We start from the raw sequence: 20,602 nt of genomic DNA, 5'->3' as shown, positions 1-20,602 counted from the left end.
ATTGAATCCTTATGCTCTAAGGACCACTCCGCTGGTGGCCTCCCAGCTAATGAAAACCGCCTCTTCCCACGTTGGTGGATCGGAGCGACGTTCTCGGTTAGTCATGATAGTTTGAATTAGCAAGTTATTAGGTAGACGGATGTAGTACACCGAAATACCACCTAGATAAGCAATATCTTCAACCACACCGCTAGACCAGTTGTGCTCTCCTTGGGGTTGCTCACGGGTAATACGCGTCTTCTCGGGGCGAACTGCGACCCATACCGTTTTGTCCTCAACACTGGTTGATACACCATGATCGATAAACAGTTTTTGCGATAAACCTTGGCATTCGATAAGTACATGATCCGCTTTATCGACAACTATCTCACCTTCAAATAGGTTAACACTGCCAATAAACTCGGCCACCATACGGCTATTTGGACTCTCATAAATATCGGTAGGAGAGCCTGTTTGGGCAATCCAGCCCTCGTTCATAATCGAGATCCGCGCCGCCATGGTCATGGCTTCCTCTTGGTCATGAGTTACCATCACACAGGTCACGCCTACGGCCTCAAGAATATCCACAACCTCAAGTTGCATCTGAGTGCGTAGCTTTTTATCTAGCGCTCCCATAGGCTCATCGAGCAACAATAACTTAGGACGTTTCGCCAGCGAGCGGGCTAAGGCGACACGTTGACGTTGACCGCCTGATAGCTGGTTAGGTTTACGCTTTGCGTAACTTTCCATGTGCACCAGCTTAAGCATCTCCTGCACACGAGACTCTATCTCTGCTTTAGGCAACTTATCTTGCTTCAGACCGAAGGCAATATTTTGCGCCACCGTCATATGAGGAAACAGTGCATAAGACTGAAACATCATATTGATAGGTCGTTCATGTGGCGGCATGTCGGTGATATCTTCACCATCTAAAAAAATACGTCCCTCAGACGGCTTTTCAAATCCTGCCAGGATACGGAGCAGAGTCGACTTACCCGATCCTGACCCACCTAGCAAAGCAAAAATCTCCCCTTTTTTGATATTGAGCGTGACATCATCTACTGCACGCACTTCATCAAATAGCTTACTGACTCTGTCTATCTGAAGTAGCACTTCGCCCTGCGTCTTTTTAATCGAGTTATTGGTGACGTCTAAGGTACTAGCCATATTACTTCTCCAACTAAGGGCGATAACCTCCGCCCTTTGTATCTATTTATCTGTTTCTTTCCGATCAAAAAGGGCAAGACGATACCTTGCCCTATTCTACTTAGTAGCCTGATTTCACTTTGGTCCAAACTCGCGTTAATGAACGCTGTGATTTCATTGGACGCACATCGCCAACATATAAACGATCTAACACCTCTTTAGTTGGGTAGATAGAAGTGTTAGTACGCACATCTTCATCCACTAACGGCAACGCTGGCACGTTCGGGTTCGCATAAGCCACATAGTTAGTGATAGGCGCAATCACCTCTGGGCGCAGCAGATAATTGATAAAGGTGTGAGCGTTTTTAACGTTAGCCGCATCAGCAGGAATGGCTAACATATCAAACCAAAGGTTTGAGCCCTCTTTAGGGATTGAATATTCGATGGTATTACCATTTTCAGCTTCATCGGCGCGATCCGCAGCCTGGAAAATATCGCCAGAATAACCAAATGCCACACAGATATCGCCATTCGCTAAGTCAGTGATATAACGTGATGAGTGGAAGTAAGTGATATAAGGGCGCACCTTAGCAAGCACTTCACCGGCCTTCTTAAAGTCATCCGCTTTAGTGCTGTTTGGATCCAGCCCAAGATAGATAAGCGCCATCGGGATCATCTCATCGGCACTATCAAGCAAAGACAATCCACACTGAGACACCTTCTCGGCATACTTAGGGTTGAAGATAAGCTCTAAAGAATCAACAGGCGCATCTTCCCCCAGTACAGCTTTAACTTTTTCGACGTTATAACCGATACCATTGGTTCCCCAAAGGTATGGTACAGAGTATTGATTACCCGGATCGGCTGACTCTAACTGAGTCATTAGCTCTGGGCTTAAATTCTTATGATTTGGTAGTTGATTAGAATCTAACTTCTGGAAGGCACCCGCTTTAATTTGCTTAGCGAGAAAACTATTAGATGGAACAACGATATCGTAACCAGAGCGACCTGAAAGTAGCTTAGCTTCAACCACTTCATTACTGTCAAACACATCATAAACAACACGGATGCCAGTCTCTTTGTGGAAGTTCTCTAAGGTATCTTCGGCAATATAATCTGACCAGTTATAAACTCGAACAACTTCCTCAGCGTATGCGGTAGTCGAAGCCATTACACTTGCGGTGACGAGGGCAAGTGTGGTCGCCTTTTTAAAAAGTTTCATGCTATCTCCTTGGTAGCGTAGCAGCAGTAAATCGACCTCTGCTGTCCATACATTGTGTTGCCGTATTGTCGGCTTTAGTTCTTATTGTTCACCAATGCTACACCTGAAAAACCGCATCGGCAGTGTGGTACTGCTTTACAGCTTTCATATAGATAACACTCATTAAAATGCTATCTGTATGAATAACTTACTTTACATATTGCAATCAGTTTCAACTGCAGCGACACGTCCCCAAAACGCTTCGCTGCAACTCATACCTACACCGTCAGCAGCAGGAATTCACGCTCCCATGAGCTGATCACGCGGCGGTAGTTCTCAAGATCGGCCTGTTTCACCGCGATATAACCATTGGTGAAGATATCGCCCAAGTATTCTCGACAAGCCGAGCTTTCGGCCATGATGGCTAACGCCTCTTCAAGGGTTAATGGCAGTGCCGCGCCGCCGCGGGTCTCATTTGCACGGCCTTGCACTGGCGTCGATGGCTTAACATCATCGACCATGCCCATGTAACCACATAACAGACTCGCCGCTATCGACAAGTAGCTGTTGGCATCGGCGCCTGCGATACGGTTTTCAATACGCAAGTTTTGCGGTGAAGACTCTGGAATTCGCAGACCACAAGTGCGGTTTTCTTCGCCCCACTCAAGGTTAACCGGAGCCGAAGCGCCCGGTAGGAAGCGGCGGAAGGAGTTCACGTTTGGCGCAAATAGTGGCAATAACTCAGGAATGAATTTTTGCAGACCGCCAATATAGCTATAAAACAGCGGGCTCTTAGTGCCATCCTCATTGGAGAAGATGTTATTGCCCGATTTAGTGTCGACAATACTCTGATGCAGATGCATCGCACTGCCGGGCTCATTAGTTACAGGTTTCGCCATAAAGGTGGCGCAAACATTATGCTTAAGCGCGGCTTCGCGTAGGGTACGCTTGAATACAAAGACTTGGTCAGCAAGAGACAGTGCATCACCATGGGAGAAGTTAATCTCCATCTGCGCGGTGCCCTCTTCATGGATTAAGGTGTCGATATCTAAGCCCTGCTCTTCACACCAGTCATACATGTCTTCAAATAGCGGGTCGTACTCATTCGCTGCGTCGATAGAAAAAGACTGGCGACCCGACTCCTGGCGGCCCGAGCGACCAACTGGCGGAATAAGTGGTTGATCAGGATCTTCATTAATGCGCGTTAAATAAAACTCCATCTCAGGTGCAACCACTGGCTTCCAACCTTTATCGTCATAAAGTTTAAGCACTTTTTTTAGCAGGTTACGAGGAGACAACTCGATAGGGTTACCCATCTTGTCATAGGTATCGTGGATCACCTGAGCGGTTGCTTCTATGGTCCATGGCAGCTTAAACACGGCGTTTTCATCAGGGACACAGACAAAATCGATATCCGCTTCATCGAGTAGCGCATCATAAGATTCGTCATCGACATAGTCGCCTGTTACCGTCTGCAACAACACACTTTCTGGCAAACGCATGCCTTTCTCGTCAATAAACTTGCCAACAGGCGCAATCTTGCCACGTGCAATGCCTGTCATATCGCAGACGACACATTCAACTTCGGTAATTTTGTGTTCTTTTAAATAACTGACTAACTTTTTCATATTTATTTCACTCTGCTTGCTGCACGGCGCTGGCATGCTTTATTAAAAGCTTCAAAGATCGCGGTATAAAAAGGACTATCAAGTGCCTTCCACTCCGGATGCCACTGCACACCTAGTGCAAAATTCTTTGCGTTTCTGACAGAAAAGGCTTCTATCAGACCATCGGTTGCATATGCTTCTGGCCGCAACCCAACCCCAAGGCGGTCTACGCCTTGGGTATGGACAGAGTTCACCTCTGCAGAGCTGCGGCCCCATGCATCGTGAAGCAGTCCCCCAGGTTCTATTTGAACCTCGTGGGAAATACCATATTGCACTTCTACGGATTTCGTTTTGTCTTCTCTATGCTCAATAAACCCGCCCAGCTCATGCAACTTTTGATGCAAACTGCCACCAAACACAACATTCATCTCTTGAAAGCCACGGCAGATCGCAAGCACTGGCACGCCAGCATCAATTGCCGCTTTTAACAGAGGTAAGGTTGTCGCATCGCGCTTAGGATCATGATGTGTTCCCTCATCACTTGCGGGGCCGTCAAAATGATGCGGTTCGATATTTGAGGGGGAGCCGGTGAATAAAATTCCGTCCAAACGAGAAAGTACAACCTCGGCAGGGCAATGCCCTAAAGCTGGAATAACCAATGGCCAAGATTGTGTCGCATCTGCGATTGCTAGAAGATACTTTTCACCCACTATATTAAAGGGGTGTAAGCCCAACTGCATATTACATGCTGTCACGCCAACAACTGCGAGCCCAACTTCTGACATAAAACACCTTCAATCCTTTGCTTCGTAATTTTTAGAATTATTTTTGTATAGTTTTTATCTTGATTTACGAAATTTTGAATAATGAACAGTTACCACTCAATCGTTCATTTTTTCACACACTACACGGAATCAATTAACTAGGCAATAGCGAAGGTGAAAGGATTGTTAAATAAAACAAACAAACAAGATTACAAGTTGAATATCAACGAGTTACGCGGAACAAGGTTTGTATCGCTTTATGTTAAAATGCATAATAATAAGTTTTTTATGCATTAAAAGCATAAACATCGAGTATGATACAGGTCACATTCAAGCACAGCTGATGCTTAAAATTATTTACATAAAAGCATAAAAACAGCATCGAGTAGAACTGCCTAGCGGGTAATGTTATATAAAGGGAAAACTGCAGAATATTGATATAGATAACAAGCTAGTTACCGTTAAGAAAGTGAAACACTCTCCGGTAAGCTAGCTTTACAGAAAACAGAGGAAATAAACTAAAAATTAGCAGGTGTTGTGGCGCTAATGATGCGGCAAGGCTCATCAAACGGATTACGAAAACGATGGGGTAACTCACTATTAAAGTAATAACTATCGCCTTCTTCTAACTCAAAGACTTCCTCACCAACAGTCAGCTCAAGACGTCCCTCAATGACCATGGCAGCTTCTTGACCTTCATGCTTAAGCATCTCAATGCCAGTATCCGACCCAGGTGGGTAGGTTTCGCTCATCACAGACATAGCGCGATTGGGAAAGTCTCGACCAATCAACTTAAAGTCCAGCATGCCGTCGCCGATATCTAATAGCTCATCGCTACGATATACCACCTTCTGCTCTACCAATGTGGAGTCTTCGATAGAAAAGAAATCCACTAAAGACATAGGCAAACCTGAAAGTACTTTTTTAAGTGAACTGACCGAAGGGCTCACACTATTTTTCTCAATCATTGAGATAGTGCTGTTGGTCACTCCTGCACGCTTAGCCAACTCTCGTTGGGATAAGCCCTTTTCTTTTCTCACCCGTTTAAGGTTTTCTCCGATATCCAAAATATTCCCCTAATTGAAGTAACCGTTCTTTGCCTCCAACAACATGCAGAGTCATACAAGGAGTCCTCGGCACGACTAGAGCCGATTTTGATTAACAGCGTAATGAATTCTAGTAAGCGAGTTTGTATTCTACAGGAAAGCGTGTTAAAAATAACGAACATATGTAAATAATTTATTTATATAACATAGAATATACCGTCAGCATTCCAACTTACAATAAAAACATATACTTGGAGAGAAGATGTCAACTAGAAGCCCGGTGCATAGCGACCAATATCCCGCATCATATTACTTTGCAACAGCGAAAGAATTACATCAATCACCACGCTTAGAAGAGGTGCTTGATGTAGATGTGTGTGTGGTGGGCGGTGGATTTAGCGGTATTAATACCGCTATCGAATTAGCACAAAAAGGCTTCAGTGTGGCGTTACTTGAGGCTAAGCGGATCGGCTGGGGCGCTTCTGGGCGTAACGGTGGAGAACTTATCCGTGGAATTGGTCATGACGTTAGCCAGTTTAGCAATATCATTGGCAGCGAAGGCGTTAAGGCCATCGAGCAGATGGGCTTCGAGGCAGTAGATATCGTTAGGCAACGCGTAGCCGAGCACAATATCGATTGTAACTTGCAGATGGGTTACTGCGACTTAGCGATTCGACCCCGCCATATGACGGAGCTTGAAGAAGATTTTGAACACTTGAGCAAGATAGGCTACGGCCACAACATGACCTTACTCGACAAGTCTCGCATCGGTGAGGTTATAGGCTCCGATTTTTATCAAGGCGCCTTAGTGGATATGGCCAGTGGTCACCTGCATCCGCTTAACTTAGCCCTAGGCGAAGCCCGAGTTGCCCGCAGCTTAGGGGTTAAGATGTTTGAATACAGCGCCGCAACAAAAATCATTAAGGGCGATAAGCCTAAGGTGATTACTGAGCATGGCGAAGTCAATTGCCAATACTTAGTCCTTGCTGGCAATGCCTACTTAGGCGTCGATTTAGAACAGAACATTGGCAGCAAAGTATTACCTGCTGGCACCTACATCTTGGCCACCGAGCCGCTAACGCAGGAGCAATGTGATGCCATCATTCCTAAAAATATGGCCTTTGCCGACTTAAGGGTTGATCTTGATTACTACCATCTATCTGAAGATAACCGCCTGCTATTTGGCGGTCTGTGTACCTATTCTGGTAAAGATCCAAAAGATATCGAAGCCGCTCTAAGACCCAATCTTGAAAAAGTATTCCCGCAGCTAAAAGGCGTGCGTATCGACTATGAATGGGGCGGCATGATGGGCATCGGCGCTAACCGATTACCGCAAATCGGTCGTCTACCCGATGCCAAGAATATCTTTTATGCCCAAGCGTATGCGGGTCACGGCGTTAATGCCACCCATATGGCAGCAAAGCTAATCGCCGAGGCAATTACCACTCAAGCCGAACGTTTCGATGTGTTTGCCAAAATCCCCCATATGACCTTTCCCGGCGGCCCGCACCTGCGCTCGCCACTATTAGCAATGGGCATGCTGTACCATAGATTCAAAGATATTTTTTAACCGTGTTTTAAAAGCGATCAACCACGAAGCGTTCACTCTGTTCACTACACTGAGGACACGAAGAAAAGAAAATATCAGGTTAGCTTTTCTTCGTATTCTTCAGGTCTTTCATGGCCTCTTCTTACCTTTCGAAGTCATCGCATTATCTCTGGGTAACTTCTTAACTTAATGCCATCTCGACCGCATATTCACAGTGGATCGCTGTCGTATCATAGAGAGGCACTTGGGTATCTTGTTGCCCAACCAATAATGCAATCTCGGTACACCCCAGAATGACCGCTTGGGCTCCTTGTGCATGTAAGGCATTAACGATATCCAGATATTGCTGCTTTGAAGTGGAGTTAACCACCCCTTGGCATAACTCCTCATAAATAACCTGATGCACAAGATTGCGCTCCGCTTCATTTGGAACTATCACTTCTATACCGAATTGGTTTATCAGCCGACTTTTATAGAAATCTTGCTCCATGGTGAATCGCGTCCCCAACAGGCCCACTCTAGTCACCCCATTAGCCACCAGCTTTGCTGCAGTTGCATCGGCTATATGTAAAATAGGAATTGAGAGCTGAGCCTGGATCTCATCCGCCACCTTATGCATTGTATTCGTACAAATGAGTAAAAAATCAGCGCCGCCAGCTGCAACATTTTTAGCCGCATCAGACAATATCTCCGCCGTCTCTTGCCACTTTCCAGCATGCTGCAGTCTTTCTATTTGTTCAAAATCGACACTATAGAGACACACTTTTGCAGAGTGCAGACCACCGAGCCTTGCCTTTACTCCTTCATTGACAGCCTTATAGTAACTTGCAGTAGACTCCCAGCTCATGCCGCCTAACATACCTATTGTTTTCATTTTTTGCAGCCCTATATTTATTAGTCATTTCTAGGAATTTTCAATCTGTATTTAACTCAAGAGTAACTATCTATTATCAGCTTTGCTTGCCTGAAGGCTACGATATGATTTGTGCTCAAGTTGTGTTTCCGTCAGTCCAAATTGAGCCGCTAAATCCACCAGCTCAGCACGATAGACTTCTAACATGGCTTCGTTATCGGTCATGATGGCAAACTCGGCAAAATCACCTATCCCAGCTAAGTGATCCACCGTAATATGGAACTTGCCGACAAAGTAGATACTGCGCTGCTTTACCATCTCTAATTTGAGCTCATAACCCATGGTATTAAGCATGCTCTTGGCATTATCGACATCTGTGATATTGGTGGCCTGACAGCGATCGGCCTCAGGCCCTTTAACTATCCAAAGCTTGATCCCCGACGGCTTACACTCACGTATGCTGACACTCTTATTTTGCGCTAAAAGCTGCTGGTTTGGGGTATCGAAATACCAGTCTGACTCGATATTATCTTCAAACATCACCTCATGCTTTAGCGAATTCAGTACCGCTAAAAAAGCTTGCTTATCGGCCAAACGATACTTCAGTTCGACCTCAAATCGACCTTTAAAATGTTCATGACTCATAGGGTTAGGTTCTCACTAGGCTTTACTGACATTTCACTTCACAGCAATGATAGCCGTTTAAGATTATATCGTTAGCGACTGAGTTAAAGTTTCTGGATTTATTATGCTAATAAGCTAGGAAAGTATTACCAGTACTCGGCTTTATTTAATGCAGCTACACAACTGCAGCGGCCTATCACTGGCTGTAACTCGTCACCAGTAAGTGACAGTGACAGCCAACCTTCAGGATAAGTTAATGCTTGAGGCGCCTTTACGACCTCTTCACTTATCTGCTTAAAACCCACTTTCGAGTAATAGTTTGGATCGCCATAGGTAAAGGCAAGCTCTACACCTTTGCTTTGCAAGCTATCCAGGCCAAACTGAATCAGTTTCTGGCCCACGCCTTGTCGTTGAAAGCTAGGTTGAACCGCAACAGGTGACAAGATAAAAGCATTAATGCCAGTTGCAAAAGTTAACTTTGAAAACATAATGCAGCCAGCGAGTGTATCGGCCTCGATAGCTACAAAGATAAACAGGTCTTCACTCGCTGTGGTGCACATTAGCTCTGTGGTTAACTCACCAATGACCTTACCTTCATCCACGCCTTCTGAGGCGGTAAAGGTTTCATTGAAAAGATGCGAGATCGCTTTGGCGTTATCTGTGTTGCACTGTAAAAACTTCATCTCTATTTTCCTAATAATCTTATAATCTGGAGTGATTAAATCTTTTGTAAGATCAACATTTGATAGTCGAACTGACCTTGCCGTTTAGCTGCTATTTCTAGCTCTTTGTTAACGTCTAACAGCGCCTTTGAGTTCGGCATCAAAGGCGCTAACTCATCGATACGAGTCTGAAGCGGCTGATAATAATCACTCCAAGCTTGCTCACTGAGTGGAAAGCTATCAATCAACTCATAGCCTGCCAACTTAGCCTGCTCAATGCGCTGCTTTACAGTGACCATATCTGGATACTCTTGTTGCCAGAATTCGTGCGACTCACCACTAGGTTTATCTGTAGCCCAGACTAAATCACTAATGACTAAGTAGCCTTCAGGCTTGAGAAGAGACTTCCAGTCGTTAAAAGCTTGCTCAACTCCCATGATATAAGCGCCACCTTCACACCAGATGACGTCGAATTGATGCTGCTCAAACGGCAACTCAGTCATACTCGCACACACGGTTGTCACTTTTTGAGTTAGTGTTAATGGCTGCAAACTCTGTTGCAAGGCGTCCAAACTAGACTGATCATTATCCAGCGCAGTGATAGCAAATTCAGAATGCTGAGCCAACACACGACTCGCGATCCCTTTACCGCAGGCTATCTCTAATAACTCACCGGCAAAGTTTAGCGGCTCAGCCTTAACCCTATGGCGTTGAACAGCATTGAGCGCTCTTCGTGAGTCTGTTTCGGTACCAGGGCCTAATCTTGTTAACCCAGTAAAAATCAGCTCAAAGTCAGCCATATACTGCTCATGTTCATTCATATCTTTTGATAGCCACTTAAGTCTTAGCGCTTGTTTTTCATCGAAGCCCTGCTTCATCAACCAATCTAGATGTGCATTGGGAGCCTGTTTTTCAGTGGTTTGGTGCCACTCTCTCATCGAACTCAAACCCAGCATTGCACCGAGCAGTTCTCTCGCCTTGTGTTTCTGGGCTATTTCTTCATCCAGCACCTTAAGGCGCTCTAATAACAACTCTCTATCGATTCTGGTTTCTAAGCAGCTCTGACACTCTTTAAGGGTTAATCCCCCCGCCTGCAGCTGCTGCAATAACTTTAAGCGTTGAACGTCTTGCTCGGAGTAACTTCGGTAGCCATTGGCTTGACGCTGTGCCGAAATCAATCCCAACTTTTCGTAGTACAAAAGCGTCGAACGGCTTAAGCCGACTTTTTGGGCTAATTCAGTAATTCGGTACATAGGATTTCCTCCAGTTAACGCATACGATAAACTATGAAGCTATAGACAGGTCAAGATAATATTCGCACGAATGAAGTTAACAGTAATCGGCGAGAACGGCCCAATAAAAAAGCCCCCAAGTTTGCACTCAGGGGCTTAAAGTACCGTAATAACACCACCCTATTGGGGCCAGCGTGCCATCAGGATATACTCAAGTTTTAACTACTCTAACACCAACCAAGTGGCCTTAATTTCAGTGTATTTGTCAAACGCATGTAGCGACTTATCTCGGCCATTCCCCGACTGCTTATAGCCGCCAAATGGTGCCGTCATATCGCCACCATCATAATGATTAATCCACACCATGCCGCTGCGAAGTGCCTTCGCGGTCTTGTGAGCTTTATTGATATCAGACGTCCAAACACCAGCTGCTAGGCCATAGATAGTATCATTAGCAATCTCAATCGCCTGCTGCATGCCATCGAAAGTAATGACAGATAAAACGGGGCCAAAGATCTCCTCTTTGGCAATGGTCATCTTGTTGTCTACATTGGAGAAAATTGTCGGCTCGATATACACACCACCCGATTCTTGCATCACCTGAGAGCCTCCGTGATTTAAGGTGGCGCCGTCATCGATCCCTGACTGAATAAAGCCAAGCACATTATCTAGCTGCTGCTTATCGACAACAGCGCCAGAGGTGGTATTTGGATCGAGCGGATGTCCCGGCGTCCAGCCCTTAAGCTCCTGCGCTATCAAGGCGATAAGTTCATCTTTGACACCTGACTCCACCAGCAAGCGTGAACCTGCGGTGCAGACCTCACCTTGGTTAAAGGCAATCGCACAGGCTGCTGCCTCGGCTGCTTTTTTCAGATCTGGCGCATCATTGAAGATAATATTCGGGCTCTTGCCGCCCGCTTCTAACCAGACGCGCTTCATGTTTGACTCACCCGCGTAAATCATCAACTGCTTAGCAATCTTAGTTGAGCCGGTAAATACCAAGGTATCGACATCCATATGCAGCGCCAACGCCTTACCTACCGTATGTCCAAAACCTGGCAGCACGTTTAATACGCCGCTTGGAATGCCCGCTTCAACGGCAATTTGCGCCATACGAATCGCGGTTAACGGCGACTTCTCAGAGGGTTTTAACACCACGCTGTTACCCGTTGCAAGCGCTGGACCGAGTTTCCAGCACGCCATTAGCATAGGGAAGTTCCACGGCACAATTGCTGCAACCACGCCTACGGCTTCCCGAGTGATCATGCCAATTTCATTATGGGCCGTCGGCGCGATCTCATCGTAAATTTTATCAATCGCCTCACCAGACCAGCGAATTGCACGGGCAGCCCCCGCCACATCCACCGCCTTAGAGTATTGAATAGGCTTACCCATATCTAAGGTTTCTAATAGCGCTAATTCGTCCGCATTTTGCTCTAGCAAGTCTGCGAAACGTATCATCACTTGCTTGCGCTTAACTGGCGCAAGGTTCGCCCACACACCGCTTTCAAATGTCTCTCTGGCATTTTGTACCGCAATATTGGCGTCAGCTTCATCACAACTGGCCACCTTAGCTAAGACCTTGCCATCAATCGGGCTAATACAGTCAAAGGTTTGCTTTGATTGTGCGTCAATATACTCGCCGGCAATAAAGGCGGAGCCATTTATCGACATAGAATCTGCTAATGCTTGCCACTGAGTGCGGCTTTCTGGTGTGCTCATGATGACCTCTTAACGCTGAATATAATAATTAGAATAAGGGTTAATGCGGTTAAAGCGCCATCTACAGGCGGATTACCACAAAAAGGTGTGGCTAAAGATTACGCTTATTAGCATCTTAATTTCAATATATTTTACAAAAACTTCATTTTTGCTACAAATAAATGCACAAAAAGCTTTCATGTTCATTATTTCTGACATAGCATGGAATATATCGACCGCTTGCCTAAAAAAGCAACAGATAAAAACAATAATTAAACTGAATCAAGGTAGATGATATGGCAGATCCACAGATGCACAATCAAAGCGATGCGCAATCATTAGAACATTACTGGATGCCGTTTACGGCAAATAGGCAGTTTAAGTCGAGCCCGAGAATGCTCGCCCATGCCGAAGGTATGTACTATAAAGATGTCGCAGGTCGCCCCATATTAGACGGTACAGCAGGTTTGTGGTGCTGTAACGCCGGACACGGACGTAAAGAGATCTCTGAAGCGGTCAGCAAACAGATCCACGAAATGGACTACGCGCCCTCTTTTCAGATGGGTCATCCTTTAGCCTTTGAGCTAGCCGAGCGTTTAGCCCAAATCAGTCCTAAAGGGCTAAATAAAGCCTTCTTCACTAATTCAGGTTCAGAATCTGTCGACAGCGCACTAAAAATCGCCCTTACCTATCACCGCGCTAATGGTGAAGCGACTCGCACCCGTTTTATTGGTCGCGAACTGGGTTATCACGGTGTTGGCTTTGGCGGCATTTCTGTTGGTGGTATCGGTAATAACCGTAAGACCTTTAACCAGCAGTTGCTACAAGGTGTTGACCACCTCCCCCATACATTAGACATGAAAGGCAATGCCTTTTGTCGCGGCATGCCAAAAACAGGCGCCGAGAAAGCCGAAGTACTCGAGCAACTGGTTGCCCTGCACGGCGCAGAAAACATCGCCGCCGTAATAGTCGAGCCGATGTCTGGCTCGGCAGGGGTTATCTTGCCGCCAGAAGGCTACCTGCAAAAGCTTCGCGAGATCACCAAAAAGCACGGCATCCTACTTATTTTTGATGAAGTGATTACAGCATTTGGTCGTGTTGGCGACGCCTTTGCCAGTCAGCGTTGGGGCGTAGTACCCGATATGATCACCACGGCAAAAGCACTCAATAATGGCGCAATCCCAATGGGCGCAGTACTGGTTGACGATAATATCTATGATACCTGTATGCAGGGGCCTGAAAACGCTATCGAGCTGTTTCATGGCTACACCTATTCCGGCCACCCAGTAGCCGCAGCGGCAGCACTTGCCACTCTCAATATCTATGAAAATGAAAAGCTGTTCGATCGTACTAAAGAGCTTGAAGGCTACTTCGAAGATGCAGTACACAGCCTAAAAGGCTTACCGAACGTGATTGATATTCGCAACACAGGCCTTGTTGGCGGCATTCAATTTGCTCCTAGCGAAAAGGGCGTGGGTAAGCGCGGCTTCGGGATATTCGAGCACTGTTTCGAAGCTGGCACCTTAGTGCGTGCTACCGGTGACATTATCGCGATTTCACCACCGTTAATTGTCGACAAACAGCAAATAGATCAGATCGTTAATACCCTTAGCGATGCGATTAAAGCTGTCGGTTAATCTCTGTACCCATTGCATTTCCACCCGAGATAGCAGCGTTAATGCAATGGGCAAAACCATTACTTATAAACACAATTTGCTCCCTTTGGGGAGTGATCATTAGGATTTTGCGTTATGCACACCATTAACCATTACATTAACGGCGGTCACTCTGCGCCAAGCCAACGTACTCAAGCTTTCTTCGAGCCTGCAACAGGTGAGCAACGTGGCACAGTCTCTCTTGCTAGCGCCGTTGAAGTCGCTGGCGTCATCGAAATTGCAAAAAAAGCCCATGAGTCATGGTCTAAAGTCACGCCGCTTAATCGCTCTCGCGTACTGTTTAAGTTTAAAGCCTTAGTCGAAGCCAATATGGATGAGCTTGCAGAGCTTATCACCCGTGAACACGGCAAGGTACTTGACGATGCAAAAGGTGAAATCATTCGTGGCCTTGAAGTCGTCGAGTTTGCCTGTGGCATTCCACACCTGTTGAAAGGCGAGCATACCGAGCAGGTCGGTGGTGGCGTCGATGCTTGGACCCTTAACCAGTCACTCGGCGTCGTTGCGGGTATTGCCCCGTTTAACTTTCCAGTAATGGTGCCTATGTGGATGTTCCCTATCGCAATTGCTTGCGGTAACAGCTTCATCATGAAGCCATCGGAAAAAGACCCAAGCTCTGTAATGCGCATGGCCGAACTCCTCACCGAAGCAGGCTTGCCAAATGGCGTATTTAACGTGGTTAACGGCGACAAAGAAGCCGTTGATACCCTACTGACACACAAAGATGTGCAAGCGGTTAGCTTTGTCGGTTCAACCCCAATTGCCGAGTATATCTACTCAACAGCATCGGCTCACGGCAAGCGCGTCCAAGCCCTAGGCGGCGCGAAGAATCATATGCTATTGATGCCCGATGCCGATCTTGACCAAGCGGTTGGCGCCTTGATGGGCGCGGCGTATGGTAGTGCAGGCGAGCGATGCATGGCGATTTCTGTGGTATTGGCTGTAGGTGAATCGGGCGATGCATTAGTCGAAAAACTGCTGCCACAGATCAAGGCGCTTAAAGTCGGCAATGGCGTCACCCCAGAGATGGACATGGGCCCACTTATCTCGGCTCAGCATCTGGAAAAGGTCAGCAATTATGTCGAAACTGGCGTCAATGAGGGTGCTCAGCTACTTGCCGATGGGCGAGAGCTATCTGTTACCGATCACCAGCAAGGCTACTTCTTAGGTGGCTGCTTGTTTGACCATGTGACCCCAGAGATGACCATTTATAAGGAAGAGATCTTCGGTCCTGTTCTCGCCATCGTGCGCGTAAAAGATTACAGCGAAGCGCTGCAACTAATAAACGATCATGAATTTGGTAATGGCACCGCCATCTTCACTCAAAGTGGTGAGGCTGCGCGCCACTTCTGCCACAACGTACAAGTGGGCATGGTAGGCGTAAACGTGCCAATTCCTGTGCCGATGGCATTCCATAGCTTTGGTGGCTGGAAGCGTTCTCTGTTTGGTCCTCTGCATATGCATGGCCCAGATGGTGTGCGTTTCTATACCAAGCGCAAAGCCATTACCGCTCGTTGGCCGCAATCGACTAACAAGAGTGCCGCTGGCACCAAGGCCGAGTTTGTGATGCCGACAATGAAGTAACAATAACGAGGCGTGGCTTAGGCCGCGCTTTTTTGGTTTAGCTTTACCCGCGCTAACTAAGCAGTGAAATGGAAGCACTCATGATGCAAAACATAGATTCAATCCTTAACTTTGCCAAGCTCAATACCGCTATCGAGCGCTATAAACTCGATGCCGAAAAAGTGCTGGCAGGTAATCCAGGGCAAGAGTTACAAAACCACTACTCCAGCGATTGCGAACAGTTCCACGCAGGCGTTTGGCAAGGCGATGTAGGCAGCTGGAAAGTTAGCTATAGCGAACATGAATATTGTGAGATTTTATCGGGTTCCAGCAAGGTCACCGATAACAATGGTCACAGCATAACGGTGAAAACGGGTGACAGGTTTGTCATTCCAGCAGGGTTTGAAGGCACCTGGGAGGTGCTAGATAACTGCCGTAAGGTATATGTGATTTTCGAAGCTAACGCCCAACAGTAGACGTTTAGGAAATCACCTAGAGCCATGAGGTCGTAGCATTGTGCTGCTGTTTGGCAAAACCAAAGGATGCTTAACGCCAACTTCCTACAAGGGATTGGTATAACACTTAAAAATAAAGCATCTCAGTCAACATAGTAAAATGGAGAAATTACCGTGTATAAGAAACTCAATAAAAAACGGATTGCCCAGATTGTCGGTCTATCACTTTCTACCGCGCTATTTGCCCCTCTAGCTCAAGCGGAGTTCTCTGGCGAGATCAGTGCCACTAACGATTACCGCTTCCGCGGTGTATCTCAAACTGCCGGCGACTTTGCTGTTCAAGGCAGCTTAGACTACAGCCTAGAAAATGGTCTCTTCTTTGGTGCTTGGGCGAGTAATGTTGATAAAGATAGCTATGATGCCGATGTAGAGATAGATATTTATGCCGGTTATTGGGGAGCCTTTGGTGCCGATGAAGAGTGGGAATATGACGTTACACTCACCTATTACACATACCCAGGTCAGGATGATAGTAGCCAATATCTAGAACTTAATGCTGGCATCTACTATGGCGGCTTCCATCTGGCGCAGTGGTACACCAATGACTACGCTAATGCAGATCTATCACTAAACTACACCGAGCTAAACTACTCCTATGAGATCTTCGAGAACTGGAGCATCGATGCCCATGTAGGTTACAGCTATGGTGAAGGTGTGAATGACCCTGATATGGGTGACTGGGGTGAAGACTATGTCGACTACTCTATTGGAGTCTCAACTGAGCTTGGTGGTGTAGGCCTATCTCTTGCTTGGTTAGATACTAACTTAAGTGATGACAACATCATCGATTCCAAAGAGCCATGGAGAAATGATGGCACTGTGCTTGCGACCGTAAGTTATGCTTTTTAAGCTACAAATTTGCAGCTATGCAATTAATGCTAAGAAGTTAAAGCGAGTCTAAACAGTTTCCCCCAATAAAAAACCGCCGAAAGGCGGTTTTTCTTTTAGGTTTTGCTCTCAACTAACTCTCGATATCTACTTTAATTTAGCCATATGCTCAAACTCTTCATGGCTCAGGTGATCTGCCACCTGACGCCAGCGGTCACTTAATTGTTTATGCTGCTCGCGACGTTCTGGGAAAATTTCCGATAGTTCTTCGATAAGTTGCGCCTGCTTCTGACAAAGCTCAAGCCAGCGTTCAGAATTTGATATTTGCATGGTGTCGTCCTTAACTTGTTTTAGAAGCCAATAAATCCCTTGGCTAGCAGCCACTCCATATTCACTTTAGCACAAATTATAAATCTCGCGATTGTGTGCTGTGGCGCACTTTTAAATTAGCTTGAGCAAGAGTATCTTAACTTAAGGGCTAAAATCGAAAGAAAAGGAAAGCGCATGACCCCAACCCTGCTTAAAATTATTTTTATCGCCATCGCCGTGTTTATTATCTATAAGCTAATTTTCAGTGGTAAGAGAGGCTTAACGCTGTTCGAGATGCACTTTAAGGACGGGAGAATGACCTCGCATAAGGGGAAAATACCGGATAAGTTTGCCAAAGAGTGCCGCGCCATTGCTAAATCAAACAAGCTCACCTGCACCGTAAGAGCAGAGAAACAAGGGGATGTTCGCCTGCATGTATCTGCTAACGTCAGTGATACCATCACCCAGCGCATTAGAAACCTGTTTCCGTTTGAGTATTACGACAAGAAGCAGGTCGATAACAGCCGCAAGACATCGTAGTCGCTCCACCACTAGCAACGCTTTGCAGGTCTATGCTCAATAGCCCTGCTTACTTCCCGCTACAACCCAAAAAAAGCCAGCTAATAAGCTGGCTTTCGATAGATCTGTTTTTAAGGTATCAATTAACGTGTTTTATTAGCAAATCGCTCTAAGCCCCATACTAATAAAATACCGGCAAACATGGCGGTAACCGCATACATTAGCAATGAAGGCTGACCGGTTATATGCTCATACTGCAGGGGCGATAACACGCGCTCATCGAGTGGTACCATTTCGCCTTTTGAGTTTTCACGAAAAGTTAGCACCTCTTTCCAAGGCCAGATCTTGCCTAATGTTCCAAGCATCAAGCCAATTAAAAACATCAATGTCGCATCGTGATACTTTCTTAGCAGTGCTGACAATACGTGGCTAAAGCAGAGTATGCCGATAGCGGCACCAGCGGCAAAGGTAGCCATAATTGCGAGGTCAAAATTCTTAACCGCGCCAATCACTGGGGTATATAAGCCAAGTAACAGCAAGATAAAGCTACCCGAAATGCCAGGTAAGATCATCGCGGTAATGGCAATACAGCCGCCCAAGAACACATTCAGATAGGTCATCTCAACCGCAATCGGGTTTAACATGGTAATGCCCCAAGCAAACACGACTCCCAAGGCAAATAAGGCTATACGCCCAAGTGTAAAGCCCTTAACTTGCTTGAGCATATGAATGACCGAGATCAAGATAAGACCAAAAAAGAACGACCATACTGGAATAGGGTGATTCTCCAACAGATAAGTAATCAACTTAGCCAAAGTTAAAATACTGGTCAAAATACCACCAAACACACAGACTAAAAACGGACCATTAATATGCATAAAGGCCGCTTTAACTCCGTTCTCTTTAATCACGCCCAGTAAAGAGGGTCTAATTTTTTTAATGCTTTCCAGTAGTGGGTCCAAGATACCCGTAATAAAGGCGATAGTACCACCGGAAACACCAGGCACCACATCCGCTGCGCCCATTGCCATACCTTTAAGGTAGGTCTGTAAATAATTCACTTTAATCCTTAATTCGGTCAAGACTGTTCGTCGGCCAAAATTATACGTTCCATTACAATCAAAAAGGAAATGAAGTTTACTTTTATAAAGCTAAATTAACCTTCGGCTAGCATTTTATGTTAATTCGATGTTAATCTCATCCGACCAGTAAAGCATATTAAAATGGACAAGCAATGATGAGCGATCTAAATACTAATAATAAGCCCACCAAAGTCATGTCACTCTATAACCGTGTCACTCGATTGCCATTTGGTCACAAGATTTTCTCACTTATGGTGAGCCGCATGGCGCCTTACTTCGGTACAGTAAAACCCATCATAAGTGAATTAAATGTGAATCGCTGTGTCTGCCAGATAAAGAAACGCAAGGCGGTGCACAATCATATTCAGACGGTACATGTGATTGCTATCTGTAACGGACTAGAGATGGCGATGGGCGTAATGGCTGAAGCATCTATTCCTCATCACTTAAGGTGGATCCCTAAAGGGATGAGCGTAGACTACACCGCCAAAGCTGGCAGTGATATAACCTGTATTGCCGAAGTTGAGCCTGAACAGTGGGTGCCCGGTGACATGCTAGTGCCCGTTACCGCCTATGACACCGATGGAGTAGTGGTTGTACGAGGCACGATTAAACTGTGGATTTCAGAAAAACCCGCCAAGAAACCATCTTAGAAACGAGCACAATAATGGCCGACAAAATTATCGTTTGTCGGTCAGTGTTTTCCTGCTATTATTTCCAAAACTACCGAAACATATTTTTCTTTGCGAGTTATGTATATGGACACAGAAATTGCAGCAAAAGCGCTGAAAGAGTTAGGTCACCCTACTCGATTAACCCTATTTAGGGCGCTAGTTAAAGCGGGACGAAAGGGTCTACCTGTAGGCCATTTACAGGAGATCCTGCAGATCCCAAATTCGACCTTATCCCATCATCTATCGAGTTTAATGTCTGCCGGACTGGTGAAGCAGCACAGAGAAGGCCGAGTACTACACTGCATCCCGCAATTTGATTGTCTGGAAGGTCTTATTCAGTTCTTGCAAGATGAGTGCTGCACTGGAGAGTCTTGTTAACAACGCGTGGTTAGATCCTAGTGAATAGAAGTAGATAGATCTCGATGACAAAAGCTCAAGTATCAACGGGTGTGATAGACAGTTGGAATGACGATAAGGGATTTGGTTTTATTCAAATCCCAGAGCAAAAACAGCAGGTTTTTCTTCATATTTCAGCCTTTGCTAGTCAGAGTCCTAGGCCGCAAAGCGGTAAGCAAGTCCAATTTACCTTAGCTAAAGACAAGCAAGGTAAGTGGCGCGCTGAAAAAGCGCAACTGCTCAGTGGCGGCAGCGTAAAGTCGAGCCGAAAAATTAGCAGCAAACCAAATCGATTAAGCATAACTGTGGCTCTCGGCTTTTTTGCCACCTTGAGCATTAGCTACTCACTACAACACACCCCTCTTTGGCTTCTGCTCTACTTTATCTCGGCGAGCCTAGTGACCTTTATCGCCTATGGTTGGGATAAACGAGCAGCCAAGAAGCAAGGTTGGCGTGTCAGTGAATTAAAGCTGCACCTATTAAGTGTGGCTGGTGGCTGGCCCGGTGCACTGCTTGCCCAACAGTGGCTCAGACACAAGTCGGCTAAGAGCAGATTTAAGTTTATCCTGTGGTTAACGATAAGCATAAATCTAGCACTTATTTATCTTATCCATCGGCCAGAGTTGAACACAGTGTTAAGCTAAAGCAAATAAAAAAAGCAGCCCAAATTAGCGGCTGC

The 20,602-nt window shown here is 45.9% G+C and carries 21 protein-coding genes; 9 read left to right on the top strand and 12 right to left on the bottom strand.

All coding sequences use genetic code 11. The features are described from left to right. Window positions 1-9: 9 nt before the first annotated feature. The 5 genes from potA to SPEA_RS04930 form a co-directional block, all read right to left on the bottom strand. Window positions 10-1,146: a polyamine ABC transporter ATP-binding protein gene (gene potA, locus SPEA_RS04950; RefSeq protein WP_012154208.1), complete on the bottom strand. Its 1,137-nt coding sequence runs from the start codon at window positions 1,144-1,146 to the stop codon at window positions 10-12. 100 nt (window positions 1,147-1,246) lie between these two features. Next, the gene (locus SPEA_RS04945) at window positions 1,247-2,347 is read right to left on the bottom strand and encodes a polyamine ABC transporter substrate-binding protein (protein ID WP_012154207.1); all 1,101 of its coding nucleotides are present in this window, start codon (window positions 2,345-2,347) and stop codon (window positions 1,247-1,249) included. A 257-nt stretch (window positions 2,348-2,604) separates the two neighbouring features. Continuing rightward, complete coding sequence (locus SPEA_RS04940) at window positions 2,605-3,954, bottom strand: glutamine synthetase family protein (RefSeq protein ID WP_012154206.1); 1,350 nt, start codon at window positions 3,952-3,954, stop codon at window positions 2,605-2,607. 2 nt (window positions 3,955-3,956) lie between these two features. Continuing rightward, entirely contained in the window at window positions 3,957-4,718 is a 762-nt protein-coding gene (locus tag SPEA_RS04935) for a gamma-glutamyl-gamma-aminobutyrate hydrolase family protein (protein WP_012154205.1), read from the bottom strand. Window positions 4,719-5,215: 497 nt separating this feature from the next. Next, window positions 5,216-5,764 (bottom strand): cupin domain-containing protein, encoded by a 549-nt coding sequence (locus SPEA_RS04930; protein ID WP_012154204.1) that lies wholly within the window; start codon window positions 5,762-5,764, stop codon window positions 5,216-5,218. Window positions 5,765-6,005: 241 nt separating this feature from the next. On the opposite strand from SPEA_RS04930, the gene SPEA_RS04925 reads away from it, so the two are divergent. Further along, window positions 6,006-7,313, top strand: coding sequence for an NAD(P)/FAD-dependent oxidoreductase (locus SPEA_RS04925; RefSeq protein ID WP_012154203.1), 1,308 nt, complete (start codon window positions 6,006-6,008; stop codon window positions 7,311-7,313). Window positions 7,314-7,473: 160 nt separating this feature from the next. On the opposite strand, the gene SPEA_RS04920 is transcribed toward SPEA_RS04925, so the two are convergent. The 5 genes from SPEA_RS04920 to SPEA_RS04900 all read right to left on the bottom strand — a co-directional run bounded on the left by SPEA_RS04920 (window position 7,474) and on the right by SPEA_RS04900 (window position 12,385). Continuing rightward, a complete protein-coding gene (locus SPEA_RS04920; protein WP_012154202.1) occupies window positions 7,474-8,166 on the bottom strand; it encodes an aspartate/glutamate racemase family protein in 693 nt (230 codons plus the stop codon). A 66-nt stretch (window positions 8,167-8,232) separates the two neighbouring features. Beyond that, a complete protein-coding gene (gene cyaB, locus SPEA_RS04915) occupies window positions 8,233-8,790 on the bottom strand; it encodes a class IV adenylate cyclase (protein ID WP_012154201.1) in 558 nt (185 codons plus the stop codon). Between the two features lie 125 nt (window positions 8,791-8,915). After that, window positions 8,916-9,452, bottom strand: a complete 537-nt coding sequence (locus SPEA_RS04910; RefSeq protein WP_012154200.1) for a GNAT family N-acetyltransferase — start codon at window positions 9,450-9,452, stop codon at window positions 8,916-8,918. A 35-nt stretch (window positions 9,453-9,487) separates the two neighbouring features. Beyond that, window positions 9,488-10,684 carry a MerR family transcriptional regulator gene (locus tag SPEA_RS04905; protein ID WP_012154199.1) on the bottom strand — a complete coding sequence of 399 codons (1,197 nt, stop codon included), beginning with the start codon at window positions 10,682-10,684 and terminating at the stop codon, window positions 9,488-9,490. Window positions 10,685-10,885: 201 nt separating this feature from the next. Continuing rightward, complete coding sequence (locus SPEA_RS04900) at window positions 10,886-12,385, bottom strand: aldehyde dehydrogenase (protein ID WP_012154198.1); 1,500 nt, start codon at window positions 12,383-12,385, stop codon at window positions 10,886-10,888. A gap of 275 nt (window positions 12,386-12,660) precedes the next feature. Here SPEA_RS04900 and aptA point away from each other — a divergent pair, with 275 nt between their 5' ends. The 4 genes from aptA to SPEA_RS04875 all read left to right on the top strand — a co-directional run bounded on the left by aptA (window position 12,661) and on the right by SPEA_RS04875 (window position 16,964). Then, the gene (aptA, locus tag SPEA_RS04890) at window positions 12,661-14,001 is read left to right on the top strand and encodes an omega-aminotransferase AptA (RefSeq protein ID WP_012154197.1); all 1,341 of its coding nucleotides are present in this window, start codon (window positions 12,661-12,663) and stop codon (window positions 13,999-14,001) included. 114 nt (window positions 14,002-14,115) lie between these two features. After that, on the top strand, window positions 14,116-15,621 hold the full coding sequence (locus SPEA_RS04885) for a CoA-acylating methylmalonate-semialdehyde dehydrogenase (RefSeq protein WP_012154196.1): 1,506 nt from the start codon (window positions 14,116-14,118) through the stop codon (window positions 15,619-15,621). A gap of 80 nt (window positions 15,622-15,701) precedes the next feature. Further along, window positions 15,702-16,076: a cupin domain-containing protein gene (locus tag SPEA_RS04880; protein ID WP_041411293.1), complete on the top strand. Its 375-nt coding sequence runs from the start codon at window positions 15,702-15,704 to the stop codon at window positions 16,074-16,076. 153 nt (window positions 16,077-16,229) lie between these two features. Further along, window positions 16,230-16,964 carry a TorF family putative porin gene (locus SPEA_RS04875; RefSeq protein WP_012154194.1) on the top strand — a complete coding sequence of 245 codons (735 nt, stop codon included), beginning with the start codon at window positions 16,230-16,232 and terminating at the stop codon, window positions 16,962-16,964. A gap of 126 nt (window positions 16,965-17,090) precedes the next feature. Here the strand turns inward: SPEA_RS04875 and SPEA_RS04870 are convergent, their stop codons facing one another. Beyond that, entirely contained in the window at window positions 17,091-17,273 is a 183-nt protein-coding gene (locus SPEA_RS04870; RefSeq protein ID WP_012154193.1) for a hypothetical protein, read from the bottom strand. Between the two features lie 174 nt (window positions 17,274-17,447). Here SPEA_RS04870 and SPEA_RS04865 point away from each other — a divergent pair, with 174 nt between their 5' ends. Continuing rightward, a complete protein-coding gene (locus SPEA_RS04865; RefSeq protein WP_012154192.1) occupies window positions 17,448-17,792 on the top strand; it encodes a DUF3634 family protein in 345 nt (114 codons plus the stop codon). A 122-nt stretch (window positions 17,793-17,914) separates the two neighbouring features. Here SPEA_RS04865 and SPEA_RS04860 read toward each other — a convergent pair whose 3' ends face one another. Beyond that, on the bottom strand, window positions 17,915-18,832 hold the full coding sequence (locus tag SPEA_RS04860; protein WP_012154191.1) for a polyprenyl-phosphate transporter: 918 nt from the start codon (window positions 18,830-18,832) through the stop codon (window positions 17,915-17,917). A gap of 173 nt (window positions 18,833-19,005) precedes the next feature. On the opposite strand from SPEA_RS04860, the gene SPEA_RS04855 reads away from it, so the two are divergent. From SPEA_RS04855 to SPEA_RS04850, 3 genes are all read left to right on the top strand, one after another. Beyond that, a complete protein-coding gene (locus SPEA_RS04855; RefSeq protein ID WP_012154190.1) occupies window positions 19,006-19,506 on the top strand; it encodes a hotdog fold domain-containing protein in 501 nt (166 codons plus the stop codon). A 105-nt stretch (window positions 19,507-19,611) separates the two neighbouring features. After that, window positions 19,612-19,905: an ArsR/SmtB family transcription factor gene (locus SPEA_RS22640; RefSeq protein ID WP_083766705.1), complete on the top strand. Its 294-nt coding sequence runs from the start codon at window positions 19,612-19,614 to the stop codon at window positions 19,903-19,905. Window positions 19,906-19,949: 44 nt separating this feature from the next. Continuing rightward, window positions 19,950-20,567: a DUF1294 domain-containing protein gene (locus tag SPEA_RS04850; RefSeq protein WP_012154188.1), complete on the top strand. Its 618-nt coding sequence runs from the start codon at window positions 19,950-19,952 to the stop codon at window positions 20,565-20,567. Window positions 20,568-20,602: the final 35 nt, after the last annotated feature.

The organism is Shewanella pealeana ATCC 700345, assembly GCF_000018285.1.
Lineage (GTDB): Bacteria > Pseudomonadota > Gammaproteobacteria > Enterobacterales > Shewanellaceae > Shewanella > Shewanella pealeana.
The sequence above is the reverse complement of the archived record's forward strand: the minus strand, read 5'-3'. Positions and strand labels throughout refer to the sequence as shown.

Bases quoted from the DNA above. Each gene is read 5' to 3' on its own strand.
- SPEA_RS04925 (WP_012154203.1), top strand. From the start codon at position 6,006: ATGTCAACTAGAAGCCCGGTGCATAGCGACCAATATCCCGCATCATAT.
- SPEA_RS04910 (WP_012154200.1), bottom strand. From the start codon at position 9,452: ATGAAGTTTTTACAGTGCAACACAGATAACGCCAAAGCGATCTCGCAT.
- SPEA_RS04885 (WP_012154196.1), top strand. From the start codon at position 14,116: ATGCACACCATTAACCATTACATTAACGGCGGTCACTCTGCGCCAAGC.
- aptA (WP_012154197.1), top strand. From the start codon at position 12,661: ATGGCAGATCCACAGATGCACAATCAAAGCGATGCGCAATCATTAGAA.
- SPEA_RS04945 (WP_012154207.1), bottom strand. From the start codon at position 2,347: ATGAAACTTTTTAAAAAGGCGACCACACTTGCCCTCGTCACCGCAAGT.
- SPEA_RS04855 (WP_012154190.1), top strand. From the start codon at position 19,006: ATGATGAGCGATCTAAATACTAATAATAAGCCCACCAAAGTCATGTCA.
- SPEA_RS04900 (WP_012154198.1), bottom strand. From the start codon at position 12,385: ATGAGCACACCAGAAAGCCGCACTCAGTGGCAAGCATTAGCAGATTCT.
- SPEA_RS04905 (WP_012154199.1), bottom strand. From the start codon at position 10,684: ATGTACCGAATTACTGAATTAGCCCAAAAAGTCGGCTTAAGCCGTTCG.
- SPEA_RS04935 (WP_012154205.1), bottom strand. From the start codon at position 4,718: ATGTCAGAAGTTGGGCTCGCAGTTGTTGGCGTGACAGCATGTAATATG.
- SPEA_RS04865 (WP_012154192.1), top strand. From the start codon at position 17,448: ATGACCCCAACCCTGCTTAAAATTATTTTTATCGCCATCGCCGTGTTT.
- SPEA_RS04870 (WP_012154193.1), bottom strand. From the start codon at position 17,273: ATGCAAATATCAAATTCTGAACGCTGGCTTGAGCTTTGTCAGAAGCAG.
- SPEA_RS04940 (WP_012154206.1), bottom strand. From the start codon at position 3,954: ATGAAAAAGTTAGTCAGTTATTTAAAAGAACACAAAATTACCGAAGTT.
- cyaB (WP_012154201.1), bottom strand. From the start codon at position 8,790: ATGAGTCATGAACATTTTAAAGGTCGATTTGAGGTCGAACTGAAGTAT.
- potA (WP_012154208.1), bottom strand. From the start codon at position 1,146: ATGGCTAGTACCTTAGACGTCACCAATAACTCGATTAAAAAGACGCAG.
- SPEA_RS04850 (WP_012154188.1), top strand. From the start codon at position 19,950: ATGACAAAAGCTCAAGTATCAACGGGTGTGATAGACAGTTGGAATGAC.
- SPEA_RS04880 (WP_041411293.1), top strand. From the start codon at position 15,702: ATGATGCAAAACATAGATTCAATCCTTAACTTTGCCAAGCTCAATACC.
- SPEA_RS22640 (WP_083766705.1), top strand. From the start codon at position 19,612: ATGGACACAGAAATTGCAGCAAAAGCGCTGAAAGAGTTAGGTCACCCT.
- SPEA_RS04920 (WP_012154202.1), bottom strand. From the start codon at position 8,166: ATGAAAACAATAGGTATGTTAGGCGGCATGAGCTGGGAGTCTACTGCA.